Origin of the sequence: Halalkalibaculum sp. DA3122 (assembly GCF_043951865.1) — a bacterium.
In the GTDB taxonomy this organism is placed as follows: Bacteria; Bacteroidota; Rhodothermia; order Balneolales; family Balneolaceae; genus JAMQKA01.
The window spans coordinates 13,063-34,107 of sequence record NZ_JBINJF010000008.1 but is presented as its reverse complement, the minus strand read 5'-3'; the positions used below and the strand labels follow the sequence as shown (position 1 = coordinate 34,107).

The window sequence follows — 21,045 nt, the reverse complement described above, 5'->3', positions numbered from 1 at the left end:
AATCTTTTTGGTCTAAACTGATCCATTTGAAACCGTCGTGAAACAGTCTCGTTCCAAAATAGCGCTTCGTGTCAGCCTGTTCGTATCGTTCTGCCTGTTGCTTATTAAAAGCAGCGGGTTCCTGATCACGAATTCAACCACGGCTCTCTCGGATGCGGCCGAATCTTTTATCCATGTTCTGGCAGTGGCGTTTGTATATTATGGATTTTTGTTGAGCACCAAACCCCCCGATGAGAAACATCTCTACGGTCACGAACGTGTGGAATATCTTTCGGTGGGGGTCGAGGGCGCGGTTATTCTGCTTGCCGGCATTACCATCATTTATCAGTCTGTACATACCTACCTGACCGGCTATAACCTGCAAGAGTTGAACACCGGTATTTACCTGCTGGGCGGCGCGGCGGGCATCAACTTTTTTCTCGGGCAATATCTGCTGAAGGTGGGCCGGGAGGAAAATAACATGATGGTGGTCAGCAATGCACGCCATACGCTTACCGATGTGTGGACCAGCCTTGGCGTGGTGGCGACCCTGCTTATTATCAAGTTTACCTCCTGGGAAGTGCTGGATTCAATTGTGGGAGTAGGGCTGGCAATATTTATTATGTACGAGGGATTCAAACTCCTCAAATATTCGGTTGACGGGCTGATGGACAGCCGAAATCCCCAGATCGATCGCAGGATCAGGGGCGTCCTGCAGGAGGAGCTGCCCGGCTCAATGAGCAGTATTCACAACCTGCGGCACCGCACCACCGGCAACACCACGTGGATTGAGCTGCACGCCCTTTTTGAAAAAGGCGTCAGCCTGAAACACGCCCACGAAGACGCCACAATCTTAGAGCGAAGGCTTATTGACGGCGTCCGTGGAGATGTGATTGTCACAATTCACCTTGAGCCGGATGGCCACCATGAAGAGGTTCATGAGGCCCTGCGCGAGGCGGACCAGGATCGCCCGCTGGAGGATTTTATTTAGTTGTGTATGATGGGTCTTGAGTCGTAAGTGAGGTGGGAGTTGCCATTTAAAAAACCTCCAGGGTTTTCGAAAACCCTGGAGGTTTATATGCGCCTGAGATTTTTTGATTTTTTAATACAATTGGCTACTGAGCAAAAAAGAGACCCAAACCCAAGACTCAAGACTCAAGACCATTTTCACACTTCCACGCCGATTTTGGAGTGATCGCCCAGATGTACTTCCTGGTTTACATTCTTGAGCTCTACGTGCTGCCCGATGGTTGAATTCTCGATATGGCTGTCCTCAATAGTTGTATTTGAGCGCACGATGCTGTTCGTTACCGTGGTATTTTTTAAGCGGCAACCGGCGGCTATGCTGGCATTGGGGCCAATGGTGCAGTTTTCCAGCTCTACCCCTTCTCCTAGGTAGACCGGATCGTGGATGGTCGTGTTTTTGTAATCGTTTTCGTCGTACGGGTGTTGATCCTGCTCTTTTTCCAGGATTACCGACGAGGTGGCTCGCCAGGCCGGGAGCGTACCGCAGTCAAGCCATTCATCAACAGTCGCTTTTTTAAAAACCTTGTTGTCTTTTAGCATGCGGTCCAGTGCATCCGTAAGCTGGTATTCGTTGCCCTTTCCCCGAATTTTGTTGTCGAGCAGGTATTCGATCTCTTTCTTGATGTCGGCTGCCTCCTTGAAGTAGTAGACCCCGATGATTGCCAGGTTTGAGATCGGTTTGTCGGGCTTTTCTACAAAATCGGTGATTTTATCCTCTTCATGTACGGCCACTCCGAAACGGGAGGGATCCTCTACCTCCTTCAGCCAGATGACAGAATCAGCCTCTTCAACCGATACCTCTGAATCGGTGTCAAAAATAGTGTCTGCAAAAACGACGATGCACTCGCCTTCGAGATCCTCCTCGGCACAGTAGACCGCATGAGCCGTACCGAGCGCTTCCTCCTGAACCCGGAAGCGGGATTTAGCGTTGTGACGTTCGCTCATCGCAGATAGCGCATCTTTGATTTCCTGCCCAAAATCGGGACCCAGAATAAATACAATTTCATCTATCGCCCGGTCGAGAGTTCGGGCAAACGTCTCCACAATGCGTTCAACAATCATTTTTCCGGCTACGGGCAGCAGCGGCTTGGGGGTCGTATGCGAATGCGGACGGACCCGGGTACCGCGACCTGCCATAGGGATAATTAATTTCATATATTTTCGTCCTGGTTTAGATGAAAGATTTATTGAGGGCTGTTAATATAATGGAACTCAAATACTTTAGCGACTTTCAAATATATTGTTAACCTCAATTTAATTCGGACTTTCCTCCATTGAATCTGTATTTTCGGTTTATTGAACTGCTTATGGCCGCGTTTGTACTGGTGATGGCGCGCCACACATTTCTGAGAGGCAAGTATTTTTTGCACATCTTTCAGCAAAAGGGATATAAAATTAAAGAGTACCGGGGGTGGCTGTTTGAGCACTGGAACCAGCGGGTGTTGACGCCGGAGCATGTCTTCTTCAACCTGGTGATTTTTTTACTGCTCTATTTTATGTCGAATACGATTACGGGCAGCGCCGCAATTATCACCTTGTCGATGTTTGGTTTTTTCTGGTTTGGCAAGTTCAACTACTACCGGGGAGACCGGCAGAAAAAACCGATCGTATTTACTGCCCGCATGATTCGCCTTGCCATCCCCTATGCTCTTTTAAGTCTTGTGATCCCGGTAATGGCCACGGGCGGAGCCTATCTCGGCCGAATCCCATTCACCGATATCCTCATGAAGCAGCCGCTGTTTCACAGTGCCGATATCTACGTGCTGGCCTTCGGCTGGGTGCTGGCCGACGCCCTGATGCCGTTCCTGGTCTTTCCGGCTGCCATGCTTACGGCGCCCATTGAAAAACGGGTGCACCAGTATTATATCGACCTGGCGCGTAAAAAAGCCGCCTCCATGCCGGAGCTTGCGGTGATCGGCATTACCGGAAGCTATGGTAAAACCAGCACCAAGTTCATGATCCGCGACCTGCTGGAAGAGCGGTACAGCGTCTGTTCAACACCGGGCAGCTACAACACCCCGATGGGTATCTGCAAGGTAATCAACAACGATCTGGAGGCCCATCATCAAATTTTGATTCTTGAGATGGGGGCTCGCTACGAGGGCAATATTGACGAACTCTGCGATATCGTTCAGCCGGATATTGCGGTTGTTACCAATGTGGGTATTGCCCATTTGGAGACGTTTGGTTCGAAAGAGGCGATTGCCCGGACCAAAAGCACGCTGGTACGGCGGCTGAATCCCAATGGGAAAGCGGTGCTGAACGTTGATGACCCCCTCGTGCGCGAAATGGCCGACTTGCGGGAAGATATACAGGTGGTGGGAGTGGGACTGGAACGGGGAGAGATCAGGGCCACCGATATCACCTATGGTCCGGAGGGAACCGGTTTTAAGCTGCATATAAACGGAGTTACCGAATCTTTTCAGACGAAGTTGCTGGGAGCGCACAACGTGCAAAACCTGCTGCTGGCCGCAGGGGTGGCCAGGCTCTTTGATATCCGTCCCGGTACGATGGCGGTAGCCGCCTCGCATATCGAGCCGATTGAGCATCGGCTCGAGCTGAAAAAAGAGGGCGATCTGTATGTGATTGATGATGCCTTTAATTCCAACCCGGTGGGAGCCAGGAACGCCGTAGAGATCCTTTCGCAATTCGAGAGTGGCCGTCGTATCATCATTACCCCGGGGATGATTGAGCTCGGAGAGCTGCAAGAGCAGAAAAACCGGGAGTTTGGGGAAGCCATCGGGCGTGCCGGGCTCGACCTGGTCATTTTGGTCGGTAAGAAGCGCACCCAGCCGATTCTTAAGGGTATTCACTCGGTGGGTTTTCCTGAAGAACAGGTCCGGGTGGTAAACAGTCTTTTTGAAGCAAACGATATTGTCCGGGATTTTGCTCGAGCAGGGGATGTAGTCTTGTATGAAAATGATCTGCCGGATACGTACAACGAATGAGTGATTGAATGTTGTAAGGATGGGGGATGAAGGTTTTTTAAATACTAAAAAAATCTGATTCTGGCCACAAGTTTTCTCCAAAGTTGGCATCTAACCTGGTGTACGGAGCGAATTTTAATAACAATCTCAATGGAGAAAACAATGAAACAGCTCAATTCGATATTCTTAACCCTACTTTTGCTGGCCCTTACAACAACAGCATTTGCCCAGCGCTCGATGCCCGATCGGGGGAGATCCCAGCAAGCAGATCGGCCGATGTATCGCATACCGGACCTAACCGATGAACAGCACGAACAGATCCGCCAGATTCACCTGGATGCCCAGCAAAGGGGGCTCGAGATCCGTAACCAGCTCAACGAACACCGGGCACGATTACGTACCCTTACGACCGGCAGCGATATCGACCTGAATGCCGCCAATGAAGTCATCGATGAGATCGGTTCGCTGACAACCCAGCTGATGAAACAACGGTTGGAGACTCGAATGAAGGTTCGCAATCTGCTCACTGACGAGCAAAAGGTGGTGTTCGATGCTCACAGCCCGTTTGCCCGGGGCAACCTCCAGGGTATGAGATCCGGGAGGCGCGGGGTGGACTTCCGAAGATGATAATGATGTTTCAGGCTCAAATGGTTGAGTGCACGGTACGCGCTTGTTTGAGATCGAAATAGTGGCTAACCTAATCGAAAGAAGGACAGGTTTATTACGGGAACAACTTTTGGAGAACGAGGAAGCACTGATAGAGCAGCTCAAACAGCGCGACTCCCATGCTTTCAAAACATTGGTGGAGAAGCATAAAGATCGCGTCTTTAATACGTGTCTCGGTTTTGTGCACAACCGCGAAGATGCCGAAGATCTGGCCCAGGAGGTATTTATACAGGTATTTGACTCCATAGAAACATTTCGCGAAGAAGCCTCATTGACTACCTGGATTTATCAAATTGCCGTAGCCAAGTCGTTGGAGCTGATTCGTTATCGCAAGCGTAAAAAGCGATGGGCGTTTTTCCGTTCCATGATGAACAAGGAGGGGAAAGATCCCGACAGGTTAGCGGTGGACCATTATTTCGAACATCCTGGCCTGGCACTGGAACAGAAGGAACAGGCAAATATCCTGATGAAGGAGATTGAAAAATTGACTGAAAATCAGCGGGTGGCCTTCACGCTTCAGAAGATTGAAGGGTTGTCTTACAAAGAGATTGCGGACGTGATGGAAACCAGCGTTTCGGCGGTGGAGTCGCTCATTTACAGGGCAACTAAAAATTTGCGAAAACAGCTTTACGATTATTACAGTAACGAATGAGGGAAAAGGAGATGGAAAGAGATCATAATGTTCAGAAGAAGGTGGATCAGGCCATGCACTCATGGGATGGTATCAAGCCTGCACAGACAGATGACTTTTTCTATGCCAGGCTGGAGGAAAAGCTCAGTCACAGGCAGCAAGCTGTCCTTCCTCAAGGATGGAATCCCCGATTTTCATTGGCATTAGCTGCCGCCCTGGTTCTCGTCTTCTTCAATATTTGGACGGTACTTGAATATGATCAGGCCTATGGAGCAAACGAGACTGATCGGCAGCAAAGTTTGGAAGCATTTGCAGAGGACTACCTGCTTGATATTCCCACCATTTATGAACTGAACAGCGAGGAATAAAGCATGGAATACGCAAAAAAATATCGCTGGGCCCTGGCCGGTTTTATCATTCTGTTGTTACTTAACATCGGAACGCTGGCTACCGTATGGATGATACGTCCGCCGCAACAGACTTCGATTCTCAATGATGAGCGACCCCGCCGTGTACAGCGATTTTTGGAGCGTGAGTTGGAGCTGAATCAACAGCAGCGCACTCAAATTCAGCAGCTCAGGCAGCAACATATGCAAAGGATACGTTCGGTTATGGAGGATGTCCGTAAAAACAGGGCCGTCTACTTCAATATCCTGCAAACTGCGGATACCCTTGAGGCCCGGGGGCAGATCGACAGCCTTGCCCGGAGGATTGGCCATGCCCATGCCGAGCTGGAACGGGCCAACTACGATCACTTTCGTAAAATCCGGCAGATACTGAATGAAAATCAACGCTCCCGATTTGATCGAATTTTAGAACAAAGTATGCAGGGTCCGCAGCGAAGAGGAAGAGAACCCAGACCCGGGAATCGTCACCGCTGAGGAATTATTTACTTGAACACGGCAGATCACTTTGGCCCAAAAATATTGAGCCTTCCGTATTCTTTTTGAAGCAAATTATTCAACTTTTATGTACTCTTGACAAATAACTTTTATTTGTTGAGTAGGAGGGGACTATGAAGGTCGGAATTTTGGGCTCTGGTGATGTGGGAAAAGCTTTGGGGGATGGATTTATTAAGTATGGTCATCCCGTAATGATGGGTTCTCGTACTCCCCAGGCAGAGAATGTTCAGCAATGGTTGAAGAAGGCGGGAAGAAAAGCATCGGCTGGAACATTTGAAGAGGTCGCTGATTACGGTGAGATTCTTGTATTAGCAGTGGCGTGGAGTGGCTGTGAAAGCGCGTTAAGGCTGGCTGGAAAGTCAAACTTTAAAGGAAAAACAGTACTCGACGTGACCAATCCACTGATTTTTGAGGAGGGCAAACCGCCCCGCCTGGCCTTAGGCCACACAGATTCCGGCGGAGAGCAGGTTCAGCGCTGGCTGCCGGATGCGCATATCGTGAAGGTTTTTAACATTGTGGGAAATGCCCATATGGTGGATCCGGACTTTCCTGGCGGTCCGCCCGATATGTTTATCTGTGGCAATAATGACGATGCCAAAGAGACAGTCATGGAAATTTGCGAGCTTTTTGGCTGGTATGTTATCGATATAGGCGGTATCGAAGGGGCACGGGAGCTCGAACCGATGTGCATTCTATGGGTGAAGTATGGAATGCAGACACAGTCCTGGAATCACGCATTCAAACTGCTGCGCAAGTAGCTTGCTTAGTGGAGGTGCTGGTGGATTACTCACGTTAGGTTATCATACTGTTTTATAGTAAGTTATCAATTGCTGGCGATGCTGCAAATCTTAAGGCGCGACAGTTTAACGACAACCCGAATTATAGTGAATTGCAGTGGCAAAAGGCTGCAGATTCATGAAATAAGATGACATTTGGAGGGAGTTATGGTACCCAAGACGATGAAGAACACAATGAAAACCGCAGCCACGTGGTTTGAGATACCGGTCAAAAAATTGAGCCGGGCGAAGAAGTTTTATGAGGGAATCTTTGAAGTGGAACTGATCGATATGGAGATGGGTGATGATTTCAAGATGGCGATGTTCCCCGTAGAGGATGGAGGGATGGGAGGTGCCCTTTGCGAAGGAAAAGAGTTTTATATCCCGAGCCACGAGGGTTCGTTGATCTACCTGAATGCCGAGCCCCGCCTGCAGTCCGTTGTCGACCGGATTGAGAAGCACGGGGGAAAAATACTTCGTCCGAAAACCCAGATATCCGAAGAATATGGGTACATGGCTATTTTTGAGGACACCGAAGGCAACCGCGTGGCCCTGCACGCCATGAAATGATTGTAGAACCACAGAATATTGAACAAGGAATATCGAATGCAGAAGGATAGGCTCCTTATTCGAAATTCCTTGTTCTGCGGTTCGCTATTTTCTAGGGTTTGATCTTGATATCGATTTTCTCAGTGGCCGGCTGCTCCTTGTTGCGGATGGCCAGCTGCTGTATGGTGTTGTTTGAAAGTTCGATAAAAGCCTGAGCCGACCTGGATTCCACATCCTGCAACACAATAGGCTTGCCGCTGTCGCCACTCTCGCGAACCGACTGCTCCAGGGGAATTTCACCCAGGAAGTTGATCCCCATCCGCTCAGCAAGCTTGCGGGCCCCGTGTTTGCCAAAAATATGGTACTTCTTGTCGGGCATGTCCGGGGGAACAAAGTAGGCCATGTTTTCGACGATGCCGAGAACCGGGACACTTACTTTTTTAAACATCGCCACCCCTTTGCGGGCGTCGTCGAGCGCTACATTCTGCGGGGTGGATACGACGATAGATCCCGTCAGGGGCACCGTTTGAACAATCGTAAGCTGGATATCCCCGGTTCCGGGAGGCAGATCGAGTACGAGGTAATCGAGATCGCCCCAGACCACTTCCTGCATAAACTGTTTGACGGCACTGGTGACCATCGGTCCGCGCCAGATCATCGCCTGGTCGGGATCGACCAGCAATCCCATTGAAACAAACTTGACGCCATATTTTTCAAGTGGAATCAGCTTTTTTTGGGTAGTAATATTGGGTCGTTCGTGAGTGTCCATCATCGTCGGGATGCTGGGCCCGTAAATATCGGTATCCAGCAAGCCCACTTTGGCCCCGGTACGGGCCAGTCCGCACGCCAGGTTGACGGCCACGGTGGATTTCCCCACGCCCCCTTTGCCTGAAGCCACTGCAATGATATTTTCGACCCCGGGCAGCAGTTCTTCCTCCCCCTGCGGCTGTTGCGTGGATTGTTGCTGCTTTTTTTCTCGATGTCCCTGGCCGGGAAAAGCCGGTTCTCCGCCATCCTCTTCATCTCCTTCGAGCGCGCGTTTCTTGGAGAGGTTGACCGCCGTCTGGATGTCCAGCACCAGGTCGTTGTCTACATACTTGTGGAGCGTCTCCTCGCACATCTGCTTGAGCCTGGTATCCAGCTCCGGGGTTTTTTCGGGCAAATCGATCGTAAAGGTCACAAATTTATCCTGGACAATCAGGTCCTGAACAAGATCGAGGGTGATGAGGTCTTTTCCATATTTCGGATGGATGACATGCGTTAACGCCGTACGTACCTGCTGTTTGTTGATAGCCATAAACTGTCATTTACAAAGTTTTCTTTAAAGCCCGTAAAGATAAGGATTTTACCCGAGATGCTAAACGCCGTGTTTCGACTTTTTATACGTGTCTTGATGTGCTCCACGATTAAATTCGATCAATCGTCAACGATCCATCTATGACCAATAAGGGCCTACCTGCCGAGGAGGAAGGCAAGATTTGCAGGTATTTACACATCGCCTATATGTTGGGATTTCTGCAGTAACCGGAGGCGAAGTTTGGTTATTTGTGGACTGGTTATCCGTTATTCGAATACACCAATAGTCGATAACCAAAATTTGACGGCATTTTTTTTAGTTTGTTTTTGGCCGTGCACAAAATGATCAGAAAGCCCAACAAGAAAATAGTAGCATTTTTAAAAAAAGAGGTGTTCCATTTGGCTTGATCCAAAAACTCAAGATTGGATAACTGTTTACTGGTACCCTGCGAGGGATGGAATAGCTGAATCGCGAAAATATGAGCCGGCGGGCTTGGTGGTACGCTTTTTTCTGACACCAGGCAGTACTTGTTCAGAAGAGAGTTGCGCCATCTGCTGCTCTTTTTTACGCTTCTGCTGCAAGTGAAATTTGTCAATTGTCTGAAAGGCTTTGGCCATGGCTTCTTCAATGTAAACACCGGTTGTAACGATGATGTTCTCTCCATCAGAGAATGCCAGATGGATAAACCTGGAAAAACCATTCCCGGATTTATGCAACCTGTAGAACCCTCTGTATCTGTCGGTTGAATAGTAGTCCCGATAATTGCCACATTTATTCATAATTCAGCCTGTTCTTCCGTTGTAAAGCCAGTTAGCTATAAATACTGCAGATGATATGTTGATGCCGTTGGAAATTCTCGTCTGTAGTTGTAAGGGCGGCCTGCAAAGCAATTTTCAAGTATGGGATTGTGATCGAAAGACTGCTTTGCTCAACGCAAAAATGACCGCTTGTTTTACAAACCTCTCATGAGGTAATCATCGCCTGTAGATTATATGCGCGTTTTTTTTAACGCGCAAAATTATATTACAAATAAATATTAAAAAAAACTAATGAATATTAATTGTTTGTAATATTTTTATCGTGCTCGAATATCCTTGGGTGAAAAGATCACCGCTTCCCGGTTTTAGCACTATTCGTTGAGCAATATTTAAGGGCAGAGGAGAGCTGGAAATCGAATCCACAGAACGATACACCGCCAGTTCTTCGTTAACCGGTTTTGAATGGCCTCTGACACAGACGGCTTATATACTTAAGGCTGGTGTTCACGATGAACGCGGATTTAAACCGCTCCCTTGAATGGGCGGTGATTATTTAAATGGCAATCAGTTCATAATCTTCTTGTCTTAATTTCGTATATTCACCTGTTTATTTAAATGTCAAAATTACACTACTGAATGTCCCGATCCCAAGCTGCAGCTAAAGAGCAGAAGTCAACGAAAAGCGGCGACCGCCCCATTATTGTTAAAGGCGCCCGTGTTCACAATCTGAAAAATATCGATATTGAGATTCCCCGGAACAAGATGACCGTGGTGACCGGCGTATCGGGTTCCGGGAAATCCAGCCTGGCCTTTGACACTATTTATGCTGAAGGTCAGCGCCGATATGTAGAAAGCCTTTCAAGCTATGCCCGGCAGTTCCTGGAGCGCATGGACAAGCCGGATGTGGATTTCATGCAGGGGATTTCGCCGGCTATGGCCATTCAGCAGAAAACCACCTCCTCCAATCCGCGCTCCACGGTGGGTACCACTACCGAAATTTATGACTACATGCGCCTGCTTTGGGGGCGTATCGGCCGCACAATTTCACCGAAATCGGGCCGCGAGGTAAAGAAGGATTCCACCAAGACCGTAATCGAAGAGCTGCTCGGCCGGTTTGAGGAGGGTACCCGGTTTTACGTGCTGTTCCCGATCCCCCACCACGAGAAGAAAAAACTGAATGACGAGCTGAAGGTGCTGAAGGAGAAGGGATTTACCCGCCTGCTGCACATGCAGGATGAAGAGTTGCTGGATTTGACCGTCGATGAAGTCAATCCTGACAAGATGAATGCAGATGAGTACCGTGTGCTGGTAGATCGGCTGGCAGTGAAGAAGGATGAGGATACCCGGAGTCGCATCGCGGGTTCCCTGGAGACCGCGTTTCATGAGGGGCGGGGGCGCTGCTCAATCAAGATACGCAACGGTGAAGAGCTCAACTTCAGCGAGCGATTTGAGATGGACGGCATGGAGTTCGAGGAGCCTACGCCCCAGATGTTCTCCTTCAACAACCCGTATGGTGCCTGCGACAAGTGCGAGGGATTCGGGCGCGTGGCGGGCATTGACGAGGACCTGGTTATTCCCGATCCGGAAAAAACAATCCGTGACGGGGCTATTGCTCCCTACAGCGGACAAAAATTCAGCAAACACCTGCGCGACCTGATCAAGGTTTCCGCCCGTTACGGCCTGCCGATCGATACTTCCTACAACGAGCTTTCCAAAGAGATGAAGGATATCATCTGGAACGGCAAGGATGAATACAAGGGGCTGAATGAGTTTTTTGAGGATGTCAAAAGTCAGTCCTACAAAGTGCACATGCGGGTATTTTACTCGCGCTACCGGGGCTACAGCCGCTGTCCCGATTGTGAAGGGTACCGCGTGCGGCCCGACGGTTTGTACGTGAAGGTGGCGGGCAAACATATCGGGGAGATTGCCGAGCTCACCATCGGGCATGCCCGGGAATTCTTCGAGGAGCTGGAGCTGACTGAATTTGAGAAAGAGGTGGCCGAGCAGATTTTGTATGAAATTCGGAAGCGCCTGAAATATCTCGATGAGGTGGGACTCGACTACCTCACCCTGAACCGGCTGGCCAACACGCTCAGCGGCGGGGAGTCGCAGCGGATAAGCCTGGCCAACTCGCTGGGCAGCTCGCTGATCGGCAGCCTCTACGTGTTGGACGAGCCCACCATCGGGCTGCACCCGCGCGACAACGACCGCCTGATCAACATCCTGAAATCGCTCCGCGATATCGGAAACACGGTGCTGGTGGTAGAGCACGACCCCGCCATGATCGAGGCCGCCGACAATATCATCGATATAGGTCCCTTTGCCGGGGTACACGGCGGTGAAGTGGTATTTGAAGGTCCATATGACGAGCTGAAAAAAGCCAAAACCCTGACCGGCAAGTATGTTAGTGGACGCAAGGAGATCCCGGTCCCCGAAAAGCGCAGGAAGGGCACCGGAAACGCCATCGTGCTGCAAGGGGCCAGTGAGCATAACCTGAAGAGCCTGGAGGTGGAGTTCCCGCTTGGCAAGTTTATCTGTGTTACAGGGGTCAGCGGTTCCGGCAAGTCAACGCTGGTGCACGATACGCTCTATGCCGGTATCCAAAAACAGCTGGGTACCTACAACGACAAAGTGGGCCGCCACAAGGCGATCAAGGGGCTTAACCATATCGATTCGGTGGAGATGGTCGACCAGTCGCCGATCGGGCGCTCTTCGCGCTCTAATCCCGCCACTTATACCAAGGCATTTGACGGGGTGCGGGATCTTTTCTCCAATACCCGGCAGTCCAAGCTGATGGGTTACGAACCGGGCCATTTCTCCTTCAACGTACCGGGCGGGCGCTGTGAGACCTGCGAGGGCGAAGGGGTGCAGACGATCGAAATGCAGTTTATGGCGGATATTGAGCTTACCTGTGAAACTTGCAACGGGAAACGCTACAGGAAAGATGTGCTGGGTGTAAAGTACCGCGGCAAGAATATTCACGACGTGCTGGAGATGTCGGTCTCCGAAGCGATCGAGTTTTTTGTGGATGAACCCTCCATCACCAACCGGCTGCAGCCGCTGGAGGACGTGGGACTCGGCTACCTGAAATTGGGACAAAGCGCTCCAACACTTTCCGGCGGAGAGGCACAGCGTGTAAAGCTGGCCAAATTTCTTTCCAAGAGCGCAGGCGATCACACGCTCTATTTCTTTGATGAGCCTACCACCGGTCTCCATTTTGAGGATATCAACAACCTGCTGGATTCTTTCAACCGCCTGGTGGATGAGGGGCACACCGTTATCATCATTGAGCACAACCTGGACGTTATCAAGAGCGCCGACCACATTATCGATATTGGTCCAGAAGGCGGCTTTGCGGGGGGACAGATTGTGGGTACTGGTACGCCGGAGGAGATTGCCGGGATCGAGGAGAGCTACACGGGCAAATATCTGAAAGAGATGTTGTAGGATGTGAGGGGGAGACGTCAGACGTCAAACGTGAGACGTGAGTGGTTGTTTGTGATTTTAGAATGGATAATCTTTTCCCGTACTATATCGGGCTAATTCCTCGGTGAATAATTCGAACAAATTTATTCCTGCTGACAGAGAAAATGGCTATTGTACAAACAGGCTTATGTGGGATCGGGCAAACCCTTATGAGATTTTTTTAATGGTGTACTTGGTTTATATTTTTATTCAGAATTTCTCAAATGTGGGGTAAAGGCGGACGCGGTTGCCTGTTTGGGCGTAAAACGCAAAGGATCATTTTCAAGAGCTGCCTTAACATAAATCAACTGCTGCCTGCCTGTCCAGGAGATAATCCCATTGATCATTCATCAGGTAACCTACCCGGATAATTTTGATAAATTCAGATCAAAAGAAACCGTTTATGTTTTATGATAAGCGACTGATACTTCTGTCCTTCATTTCCATCTACGCATTTCTGGTAGTATCAAAAGCTCAGGCCCAGGATGCGGCAATGCAGGGAATTATTTCTGATAATTCCACCGGCCAGCCGCTCTACGGGGCTAACGTGGTGTTAAAACCTGTTGCCGGAGAGAAGTTCATGGGGGCTGCGGCTGACGGCGATGGATTCTACCGCATCAGTTCGATAGAACCGGGCACCTATTCACTGCGCATTAGTTATATCGGGTACCGACCCTATACCGACACCCTGGATTTGGATGAGGGGGAAAACAGGACTGTTAATGTATCGCTACAGCCGGATGACGCCCAGCTCGAGGAAGTGGTGGTGGAGCAAACCACCGGGGCCGTATGGAAACAGGAGGGGCGCCAGCGCATTACCCCGGTTGAATTGAGCCGGGTGCCCAGTCCTGCTGCCGGTGACCTTGCCACCTATCTTCAGACGTTGCCGGGCGTTGTGTCGATGGGCGATCGCGGGGGACAGGTGTTTATTCGCGGGGGAACGCCTACTCAAAACCTGGTGCTGCTGGATGGAGCGATCGTCTACCGCCCCACCCATATTGTGGGATTCTTTTCTCCCTTCCCGGAAGATCTGATCTCGGGAGTCGATTTTTACGCCGGGGGATTTGGTCCCCGCTACAACAGCCGGGTCTCATCGGTCATGGATATCCAGATGCGGCATGGCGACCGGTACAACTTCTCAGGGTCGGGTTCTGTGAGTCCGTTTGCCGGCGAAGTGTTTGCAGAAGGCCCGATCCAGGAAGGAAAATCATCCTGGATGTTTTCGGCCAGAAATTCGTTTATCGAACAGGCGAGCAGCTGGCTTCCGGTAGAGAGGCAGCCGCTCAAATTCGGCAGCCAGCTGCTTAAAACCAGCTTCACCGGCAATGATGACCGCTGCTCTGCAATGGTCATGAATACCTACGACCGCGGCCGCATGGATTTTGAGGTGAATGACAGTATAAAATGGCGGAATTTTATTTTGGGGGGGAACTGTATAGCCCTGCCCCCGGACTCCCGAACACTCATGCAGACAAATGTCAACCTGTCCTATTTTTCCAATTCCAGGATCGATGAGGAATCGTCTGGATATTCTTCAGATATCTGGCGGGTAAACCTGGATATGAACCTTCGTCAATATATTGGCGATATCCGGGTTGATTACGGTTTTTTTTCCCGGTTAAAGCGCCTCAACTACCATATGGATGAAGAATTTCTGGGGTTGAACAGCGAAAGCCTCTCGCAATTTGTCCTTGGTGGACATCTCGAAACAAATATCCCGATTGGTGAACGACTGACGGTCCGTCCGGGCGCCGCCATAACGTTGTATACGGGCGATTACGCCCCAAGCCTGGAACCCCGTTTCAGGATGTCCTGGCAACCGTTCGGGCGCGAAACGGAAGAAATTACGGCGGCAGCCGGCCTGTATCGCCAGGCGGTGACAGGCATAAGCGACATGCGGGATGCCAGCTCTGTATTTGTAGCATGGATGACTTCACCGGTAGAACAAGAGCAGATGGAAGCGCTGCATGCCACGCTGGGATGGCAGCAGTCGCTTGCCCGGGGACTGACATGGTCGGTCGAGGGTTATTACAAGCAAATGCGCAACCAGCCGGTACCGCTTTGGAACACTATTGCCCGGTTTACGACAGACCTGGCCCAGGCCAATGGAGAGGTCTACGGCAGTGACCTGCGCATGGAGTACAGTAACAGCTGGTTCTACGGCATGCTGGGATACGGTTTTAGCTGGACGATGTATGAAGCCGCGCAGGATCACTTTAGTGTCTGGTTTGATGAGCCGGTTCAGCAGTATCATCCGCCCCACGATCGCCGGCACCAGGTGAATGCGCTGGTGAGCGCAGATATAGGCTCTTTTACCGCCGGCGTGCGATGGCAGCTCGGTACCGGCGTGCCGTTTACCCGCCCGATGGGATTCGACGATATCCTGGATTTCAGGGAGCGCCTGCCGGATGTGCTTCGAGACCAGGGGCTGCGCCGCGTAATCCTTGACAAGCCGTATCAGGGCCGGCTGCCCGCCGTACACCGGCTGGATATGTCACTGGAACGGGCGTTCAGGATCATAGATTCCGGGCTGACATTGAATGCGAGGGCAGGAGTCGTCAATATGTATGACCAGACCAATATTTTCTATTACGATGTCTATACCCATCGGCGCATCAATCAGCTGCCGGTTTTACCCTATCTTACGCTGGAAATGAAGGTAGGGACTTGATATCATGTTTGTCATAGAGGTCTTGTAAAACCGTTGTTTTGCCCGATTTTATATTTTTGCGCACTCGAATCCTCATTTATGAGATATAAGCTGCGGTTTTGAATGCACTCAGGGACCAACACTCCTGTGTTTTTAAAAAACCGCGTTAACAGGAAAGAAGTGAAAATGAATGGTAAAATTTCTGGTAATCCCATCATGGCAAACTCGTTTTGCACGTTGATCTCGGGCCTGCTTTTGTGCCTCTGGGGTGGAAGTTTGGCCGGATGCGAGCAAACCTTTGAACCCTACAAGGAAAATAATGAGTTTCATTTCTCATTTTACGGCTACCTGGATGCCTCCGCCGATACGCAGTGGGTGCGGATTTCACCTGCTCGAGTGGAGTTTCAGGTCCCCACGGATGCACCGGACGCAGTAGTGACACTTGAAGAAATGGAAACCGGCCATTCAGCCGTTTTGGAGGATTCGCTGTTCGAACGTACAGGCGGATACAACTACTGGAATTACTGGACCACGATGGATGTCCGGGCGGAGCACACCTACCGACTGCTGGCCGAATCTCCGGATGGGGCTACAAGCAGCGTCACCGTCACCATTCCTCCAGACTTCCCGAAGCCCAGGATCGGATATCATCTTAACGGATGCCAGGCTACCCTGTCCATTCGTGGCGTCGAGCGGCTGGCAGATGCCCAGTCGGTATGGCGCTATTCTGCTCAACAACTCTACCGGTTTCCCTACCGAATCCAGGCATATGGAGGCGTTTCTGGTTTTCATACCATCGAGCTGAATGCTATTCGTGAAAGAACCCAGATACCGGTGGCCGAAAACGTGGATGTGCAGAGTAGGTATGTAATGGTTGCTGCCGGCGGACCCGAATGGGTGGAGGGGGTGGATTCACTGGACGATCCGACCTATACCCTGCCGGAGGGGTTTTCCAACGTGCAAAACGGTCTTGGCTATATGGTGGGAATTCTCAGTAAAACGACTCCGTATGAAGAGTGCCATTAGCCAGCAAGAAATCGATCGACAAGTAAATATTGCAATTGCAAGGGCTACAACAAGTGAAATACAGTCAGCAAAAATACAGGCATACAACTGTCGGCGGGATATGGATATGCCTGATCGTTGGAGGTTGCCTGGCAATGGTTGCAGCCGGCTGTGACTCGTCCTTCCAGCCTGTCATGGAAAATGAACAGTATTTCTTTTCCATGTATGGCTATCTGGACGCTTCTGCCGATACCCAGTGGGTACGGATTGCCCCGGCGCGTACGCAACTCGAGATGCCGGACGATATCCCCGAAATGCAGGTCACACTCAGGGAAATGGAGAGCGGTCGTTCGGCGGTCATGAAGGACTCTCTTTTCCAACTGGATAACGGCGTTAACATGCTGAATTTTTGGACAACCATGGATCTCAAACCTCAGCACACGTACCGTTTAAAAGCGGAACGAAAAGATGGGGCCTACAGCAGTGTCACCGTGACGATACCGCCGGATTTTCCACAACCTAGACTGGGATACGCCCAAATGGGATGTTCAGCCACTGTATCGATCCGGGAGGTGGAGCGTCTGGCCGACATACAGTCGGTATGGCAGTTTCATATCAATCAAGCGGGATATAAACGCGTAGACCTGTACCGGTTTTCCTATCGGGACCAGGCCTATGGACTATCCGGGGGGTATACTGTAACCATCGATCCAATCCGCGAAAGAGAGCATATAAATGTTCCGGACGGTGACGCCAGGCTTACCGAACGCTACCTGTGGGTGGCCTCGGGCGGTCCCGAATGGGTTGAAGGGGTCGATTCGCTGGATAATATTACCTATACGTTGCCGGAAGGATTTTCCAATGTGACAGACGGGCTTGGATATGTAGTCGGAATTATCAGCAAAAAAATACCCTATAAAGAGTGCAGCCCTCAGTGATGCCCTCGAAGAAGGTCCCCTTTACAACGGGAAAATCCATTTTACTTGAGCCGGAGGCATAGTATATTGCCCTGGTCTGGCCCTGCCCGCCGCTCCGAAGAGCGAAATACTACATGATCCGGTTTCCCGAATTCCACTGGCAGGAAACGTTGCCGGGAAATGGACTTTAACTCAGCATGCAGCTGTTCCTGCCGGAAAATCAGATCAGCGACCATGATTAAACCTGTAACTTCTATCAAACAAATAGCATTTCTGGCAGTCTTTCTTTTGGGGTCTGCTTCGGCACAGGCGCAATCCCAGGAAGAGATCAAGCCGGACAAGCAGATCAAGGGCGGGCTGGTGGGCAGCCGGCTGATAAATACGGAATGGGAGAGCAGCCCGGCCCCGGGCTTTGCAATTGGGCTATCGCTCGATTTTCGGTTTACCCGGCTTTTTTCTGTTCAGCCTGAAGTCTTGTACGTTGAGAAAGGCAGCCGGGAACGAGTACAGGTGTCATCCCTCGATACGGAATTTAACCTTGTCCTCGATTATGTTGAAGTACCGGTCCTGGCAAAGTTTCACCTGCCCGCGGACGGCCTGTTGCTCCCCCACGTTTATATAGGCCCCTACGCTTCTTTTCTGATTGAAAACAACAGTAATACTGAAATCTTTGAAAATGAGCAGCAGACCCCTGACGAGCTGATCGGGGAAGCGAGAGACAGTGATTTCGGGATTGTTGCCGGGATCGGGACCGATCTTGATTTCAGATTTAACACCGTGAGTGCTGAGATAAGGTATAGCGCCGGATTTACCGATGTGTTTGGCGGCGCAGCCCCGCAACCCGCGCGCAATGGGACGGTTATGTTGTTAATAGGATTTCAATTTTAGGCAAGTTTTCCTGCGTTAACTTTTGCATAAGAGCCCCTTCATTCTTAACGTGTTGAAGCATTTTGGTACGCTGGAAACAGCAGGCGGTCAGACCCTTCACGCTGTAATCATGCCAAAGTATAACCCGGCGGCCATCACCCTGCGCACTGGCGGTGGGGTACTCCGGGTATTCAAAGAAAAAGAGAATATGTTCAGGCGGCTTATATATCTAAACTGGTCAGCTTTTTTGGCACGACTCACCAAATTTCAGTCGATACTGGTGATCGGCTATATCATATTTTTGCTGATACTGTTCTCCAACCTGCTGGGCAGTGCCTTGTTGGTGATTATGTATGAGCGCGCGCCCCGGGGATTCCAGGAACTACCGTGGCTGACGCCCTCTGTCCGCGTGCTGATCCTGATCGTATTTGCCAACGTTTTTTGGCTGCTGCACTTTTCATTTACCAGCACGCGACTGCTGAACATGGAGCTCAACCGGAAGCTGCTGGCCTACGGCTACCCGGTCAACAAACTGGCCTGGCATCTCAACCTGATCGGCTTTTTCCATCCCATTAATGTGATCTATAACTTCACATGGGCTGCTTTTTTGCTGATGCAGGTGCGCCATCCGATGTATATTCCCGTGGTCATTGCCGTTGTGCTGCTTAACTACTCGATCATCTACTCCATCAAGCACCGGTTCCTGCATCTTATCGAAAAGCGGTTCAGGCTGGTTGTCTTCAGCGGGCTATTCCTGGTTTTCGGGACGATATCCGCACTGGCTATTTTGTCGCGCTATTCCAGCTTTGTGTTAAGCCAGTACCTGCCGGATGTGCAGAGCCTGATCCAAATATTGACCTATTTCCCCGGTGGACTGATGATGGCATCGGCCACAGCCGAGTACAACCTGGCTATCGCGGCGGCCATTTACGGGTTTTCGGCACTGCTGGTGTTCCTGGTATTCCGGGATCACTTTTACAAAACCAGGGAGGGGCTGCAGACGCCTCACACACAAAAGGCGAAAAACCGCCGTAGTACGCTCTGGGGCTTCCTGAAGCGGTGGCTCGGTGGAAATGCAGGCAAGTTTTACTACTATATTATACTGCATCCCTATAATCGCCTGTTTTTGTTGACGGTGGCCCTGGTTCCCGCAATCTACATTCCCCTGTTGCTGCATCTTGAACAGAGCTGGATCACCTCGGTTCTCATTCCCACCATGATGGCGGCCATACCGGTGGCACTGCTGGCTGTTGGCATGGCCAACATGTTCGGATATGAGCACCGGGAGTTTTTGCTGCACCGGCAGTTCCCGGTGCCGTTTGAGAAGCAGCTGAAGGAGCGGTTCCTGGGCATAATTACCGTACCGCTGTTTATCTTTTACCTGATCACAATCGGGGAGCTTATATACTTGCCGCAGCTCGGGCAGGTGGTTGATATCTATGTCGCCAACACCTTCTTTTTCCTCTGTTTTATGCTGGTATTCCTGTTTACATCTTTCAACTATTACAAGAAAGTGAGCTACAGCTCGTTCAGTTTTAAGCACCCGATTATCCCGCAAAAGGTCACTTTTTTGATGACATTTCTGATGTTCGGACTCGGCTACACTATTTTTATCCCGCTGGGAGAATACAATATCTACCGCCGCTGGGTGATGGTGGGACTCATCGCAGCCATCAGTATCTACCTTTGGCTGAATATGCGGGTGCTGGTGAAGGCATTTGAAAAGCATGTGCTGCACCAGATCTGGCTGGATGGGGAGTAGCAATACGGATAATGAAAAGACAACTTCAACGGTATCCAAATGAATGAACAAGTGAAGCGTGAAACAGACCAGGCAATCCGGATAACGGGCCTGCGAAAATCGTACGGCGATACCATGATACTGGATAATTTCAGCCTTTCCGTACCCTCGGGAACAGTTTTTGGGCTTATCGGTCCCAACGGCGCAGGCAAGAGTACCCTGATCGGTATTTTAACCGGCCTGCTTGATTCCGAGGAGGGAGAGATCGTGATCAATGGATTGCCGCTTACCGAAGAAAATGAGATCAACATCAAGGCGCAGATCGCTTCCGTATTGCAGCCACCGCTGCTGTTTGAACACTTCAGCAGCCACGATTTCCTGCATTATATCTGCGACATTTATGAGGTGCCGGCCGCAGAGCGACAGAAGAGGATGGAATCACTGCTGGACTTTTTGGGACTTTTAGAGTTCCAGCACGCCAAGATCAGCAAGTTGTCTTCGGGCAGCCGGAAAAAGCTCTCGTTTTGCGCAGCTATCCTGAGTGAGCCGGAGATCCTGTTCCTGGATGAACCGTTTGAGAGTATTGACGTGATCTCGATCGGCAGGATGAAAACAATACTGAACCGGCTGCAGGACAAGGGCGTTACGATCGTTATCACGAGTCACATCCTCGAAATTGTTGAAAATATGTGCGACGATATCGCTATCCTGCACGAGGGAGAAGTGATTGCCTATCTCGATTCCGAAACCCGCAGGGAGCTCCAGGAAGATGCCAGCCTGAGCGAAATTTTTGAGCACTATGTTGGGGTGGAGCACCCGCGAGAGGACGTGCTGAAATGGCTGTAGACGTTTTTTCAGGTTCTTTACGGCTGTTTTGGGTTGCGGCAGG

18 protein-coding genes are annotated in these 21,045 nt (G+C 50.5%); 15 read left to right on the top strand and 3 right to left on the bottom strand.

Translation table 11 applies throughout. The features are described from left to right. The first annotated feature begins 37 nt into the window (after nt 1–37). Complete coding sequence (locus ACG2F4_RS07440; RefSeq protein WP_395259591.1) at nt 38–970, top strand: cation diffusion facilitator family transporter; 933 nt, start codon at nt 38–40, stop codon at nt 968–970. Nucleotides 971–1,146: 176 nt separating this feature from the next. On the opposite strand, the gene ACG2F4_RS07435 is transcribed toward ACG2F4_RS07440, so the two are convergent. Continuing rightward, nucleotides 1,147–2,160, bottom strand: coding sequence for a sugar phosphate nucleotidyltransferase (locus ACG2F4_RS07435; protein WP_395259590.1), 1,014 nt, complete (start codon nt 2,158–2,160; stop codon nt 1,147–1,149). Nucleotides 2,161–2,279: 119 nt separating this feature from the next. Here ACG2F4_RS07435 and murF point away from each other — a divergent pair, with 119 nt between their 5' ends. From murF to ACG2F4_RS07400, 7 genes are all read left to right on the top strand, one after another. Beyond that, nucleotides 2,280–3,953 carry a UDP-N-acetylmuramoyl-tripeptide--D-alanyl-D-alanine ligase gene (gene murF, locus ACG2F4_RS07430; protein ID WP_395259589.1) on the top strand — a complete coding sequence of 558 codons (1,674 nt, stop codon included), beginning with the start codon at nt 2,280–2,282 and terminating at the stop codon, nt 3,951–3,953. 141 nt (nt 3,954–4,094) lie between these two features. Further along, nucleotides 4,095–4,559 carry a Spy/CpxP family protein refolding chaperone gene (locus ACG2F4_RS07425; RefSeq protein ID WP_395259588.1) on the top strand — a complete coding sequence of 155 codons (465 nt, stop codon included), beginning with the start codon at nt 4,095–4,097 and terminating at the stop codon, nt 4,557–4,559. A 109-nt stretch (nt 4,560–4,668) separates the two neighbouring features. After that, on the top strand, nt 4,669–5,250 hold the full coding sequence (locus ACG2F4_RS07420; protein WP_395259587.1) for an RNA polymerase sigma factor: 582 nt from the start codon (nt 4,669–4,671) through the stop codon (nt 5,248–5,250). Between the two features lie 11 nt (nt 5,251–5,261). Continuing rightward, nucleotides 5,262–5,597, top strand: coding sequence for a hypothetical protein (locus ACG2F4_RS07415; protein WP_395259586.1), 336 nt, complete (start codon nt 5,262–5,264; stop codon nt 5,595–5,597). 3 nt (nt 5,598–5,600) lie between these two features. Beyond that, on the top strand, nt 5,601–6,110 hold the full coding sequence (locus ACG2F4_RS07410; protein ID WP_395259585.1) for a periplasmic heavy metal sensor: 510 nt from the start codon (nt 5,601–5,603) through the stop codon (nt 6,108–6,110). A 134-nt stretch (nt 6,111–6,244) separates the two neighbouring features. After that, nucleotides 6,245–6,889: an NADPH-dependent F420 reductase gene (locus ACG2F4_RS07405; protein ID WP_395259584.1), complete on the top strand. Its 645-nt coding sequence runs from the start codon at nt 6,245–6,247 to the stop codon at nt 6,887–6,889. A 213-nt stretch (nt 6,890–7,102) separates the two neighbouring features. Beyond that, nucleotides 7,103–7,477 carry a VOC family protein gene (locus ACG2F4_RS07400; protein ID WP_395259583.1) on the top strand — a complete coding sequence of 125 codons (375 nt, stop codon included), beginning with the start codon at nt 7,103–7,105 and terminating at the stop codon, nt 7,475–7,477. Between the two features lie 91 nt (nt 7,478–7,568). Here ACG2F4_RS07400 and ACG2F4_RS07395 read toward each other — a convergent pair whose 3' ends face one another. Then, the gene (locus ACG2F4_RS07395; protein ID WP_395259582.1) at nt 7,569–8,753 is read right to left on the bottom strand and encodes a P-loop NTPase; all 1,185 of its coding nucleotides are present in this window, start codon (nt 8,751–8,753) and stop codon (nt 7,569–7,571) included. A 434-nt stretch (nt 8,754–9,187) separates the two neighbouring features. Continuing rightward, nucleotides 9,188–9,532 carry a hypothetical protein gene (locus tag ACG2F4_RS07390; protein ID WP_395259581.1) on the bottom strand — a complete coding sequence of 115 codons (345 nt, stop codon included), beginning with the start codon at nt 9,530–9,532 and terminating at the stop codon, nt 9,188–9,190. 615 nt (nt 9,533–10,147) lie between these two features. Between ACG2F4_RS07390 and uvrA the strand changes: the two genes are divergently transcribed. The 7 genes from uvrA to ACG2F4_RS07355 all read left to right on the top strand — a co-directional run bounded on the left by uvrA (nt 10,148) and on the right by ACG2F4_RS07355 (nt 21,002). Then, entirely contained in the window at nt 10,148–12,958 is a 2,811-nt protein-coding gene (gene uvrA / locus ACG2F4_RS07385; RefSeq protein ID WP_395259580.1) for an excinuclease ABC subunit UvrA, read from the top strand. A gap of 421 nt (nt 12,959–13,379) precedes the next feature. Next, nucleotides 13,380–15,647, top strand: a complete 2,268-nt coding sequence (locus tag ACG2F4_RS07380; RefSeq protein ID WP_395259579.1) for a carboxypeptidase-like regulatory domain-containing protein — start codon at nt 13,380–13,382, stop codon at nt 15,645–15,647. Between the two features lie 165 nt (nt 15,648–15,812). Beyond that, nucleotides 15,813–16,652: a hypothetical protein gene (locus ACG2F4_RS07375; RefSeq protein WP_395259578.1), complete on the top strand. Its 840-nt coding sequence runs from the start codon at nt 15,813–15,815 to the stop codon at nt 16,650–16,652. 173 nt (nt 16,653–16,825) lie between these two features. Next, the gene (locus ACG2F4_RS07370; RefSeq protein WP_395259577.1) at nt 16,826–17,569 is read left to right on the top strand and encodes a hypothetical protein; all 744 of its coding nucleotides are present in this window, start codon (nt 16,826–16,828) and stop codon (nt 17,567–17,569) included. Nucleotides 17,570–17,782: 213 nt separating this feature from the next. Further along, nucleotides 17,783–18,436: a porin family protein gene (locus ACG2F4_RS07365; RefSeq protein WP_395259576.1), complete on the top strand. Its 654-nt coding sequence runs from the start codon at nt 17,783–17,785 to the stop codon at nt 18,434–18,436. A 109-nt stretch (nt 18,437–18,545) separates the two neighbouring features. Continuing rightward, the gene (locus ACG2F4_RS07360; protein ID WP_395259575.1) at nt 18,546–20,177 is read left to right on the top strand and encodes a hypothetical protein; all 1,632 of its coding nucleotides are present in this window, start codon (nt 18,546–18,548) and stop codon (nt 20,175–20,177) included. Between the two features lie 39 nt (nt 20,178–20,216). Further along, on the top strand, nt 20,217–21,002 hold the full coding sequence (locus ACG2F4_RS07355; RefSeq protein ID WP_395259574.1) for an ABC transporter ATP-binding protein: 786 nt from the start codon (nt 20,217–20,219) through the stop codon (nt 21,000–21,002). Nucleotides 21,003–21,045: the final 43 nt, after the last annotated feature.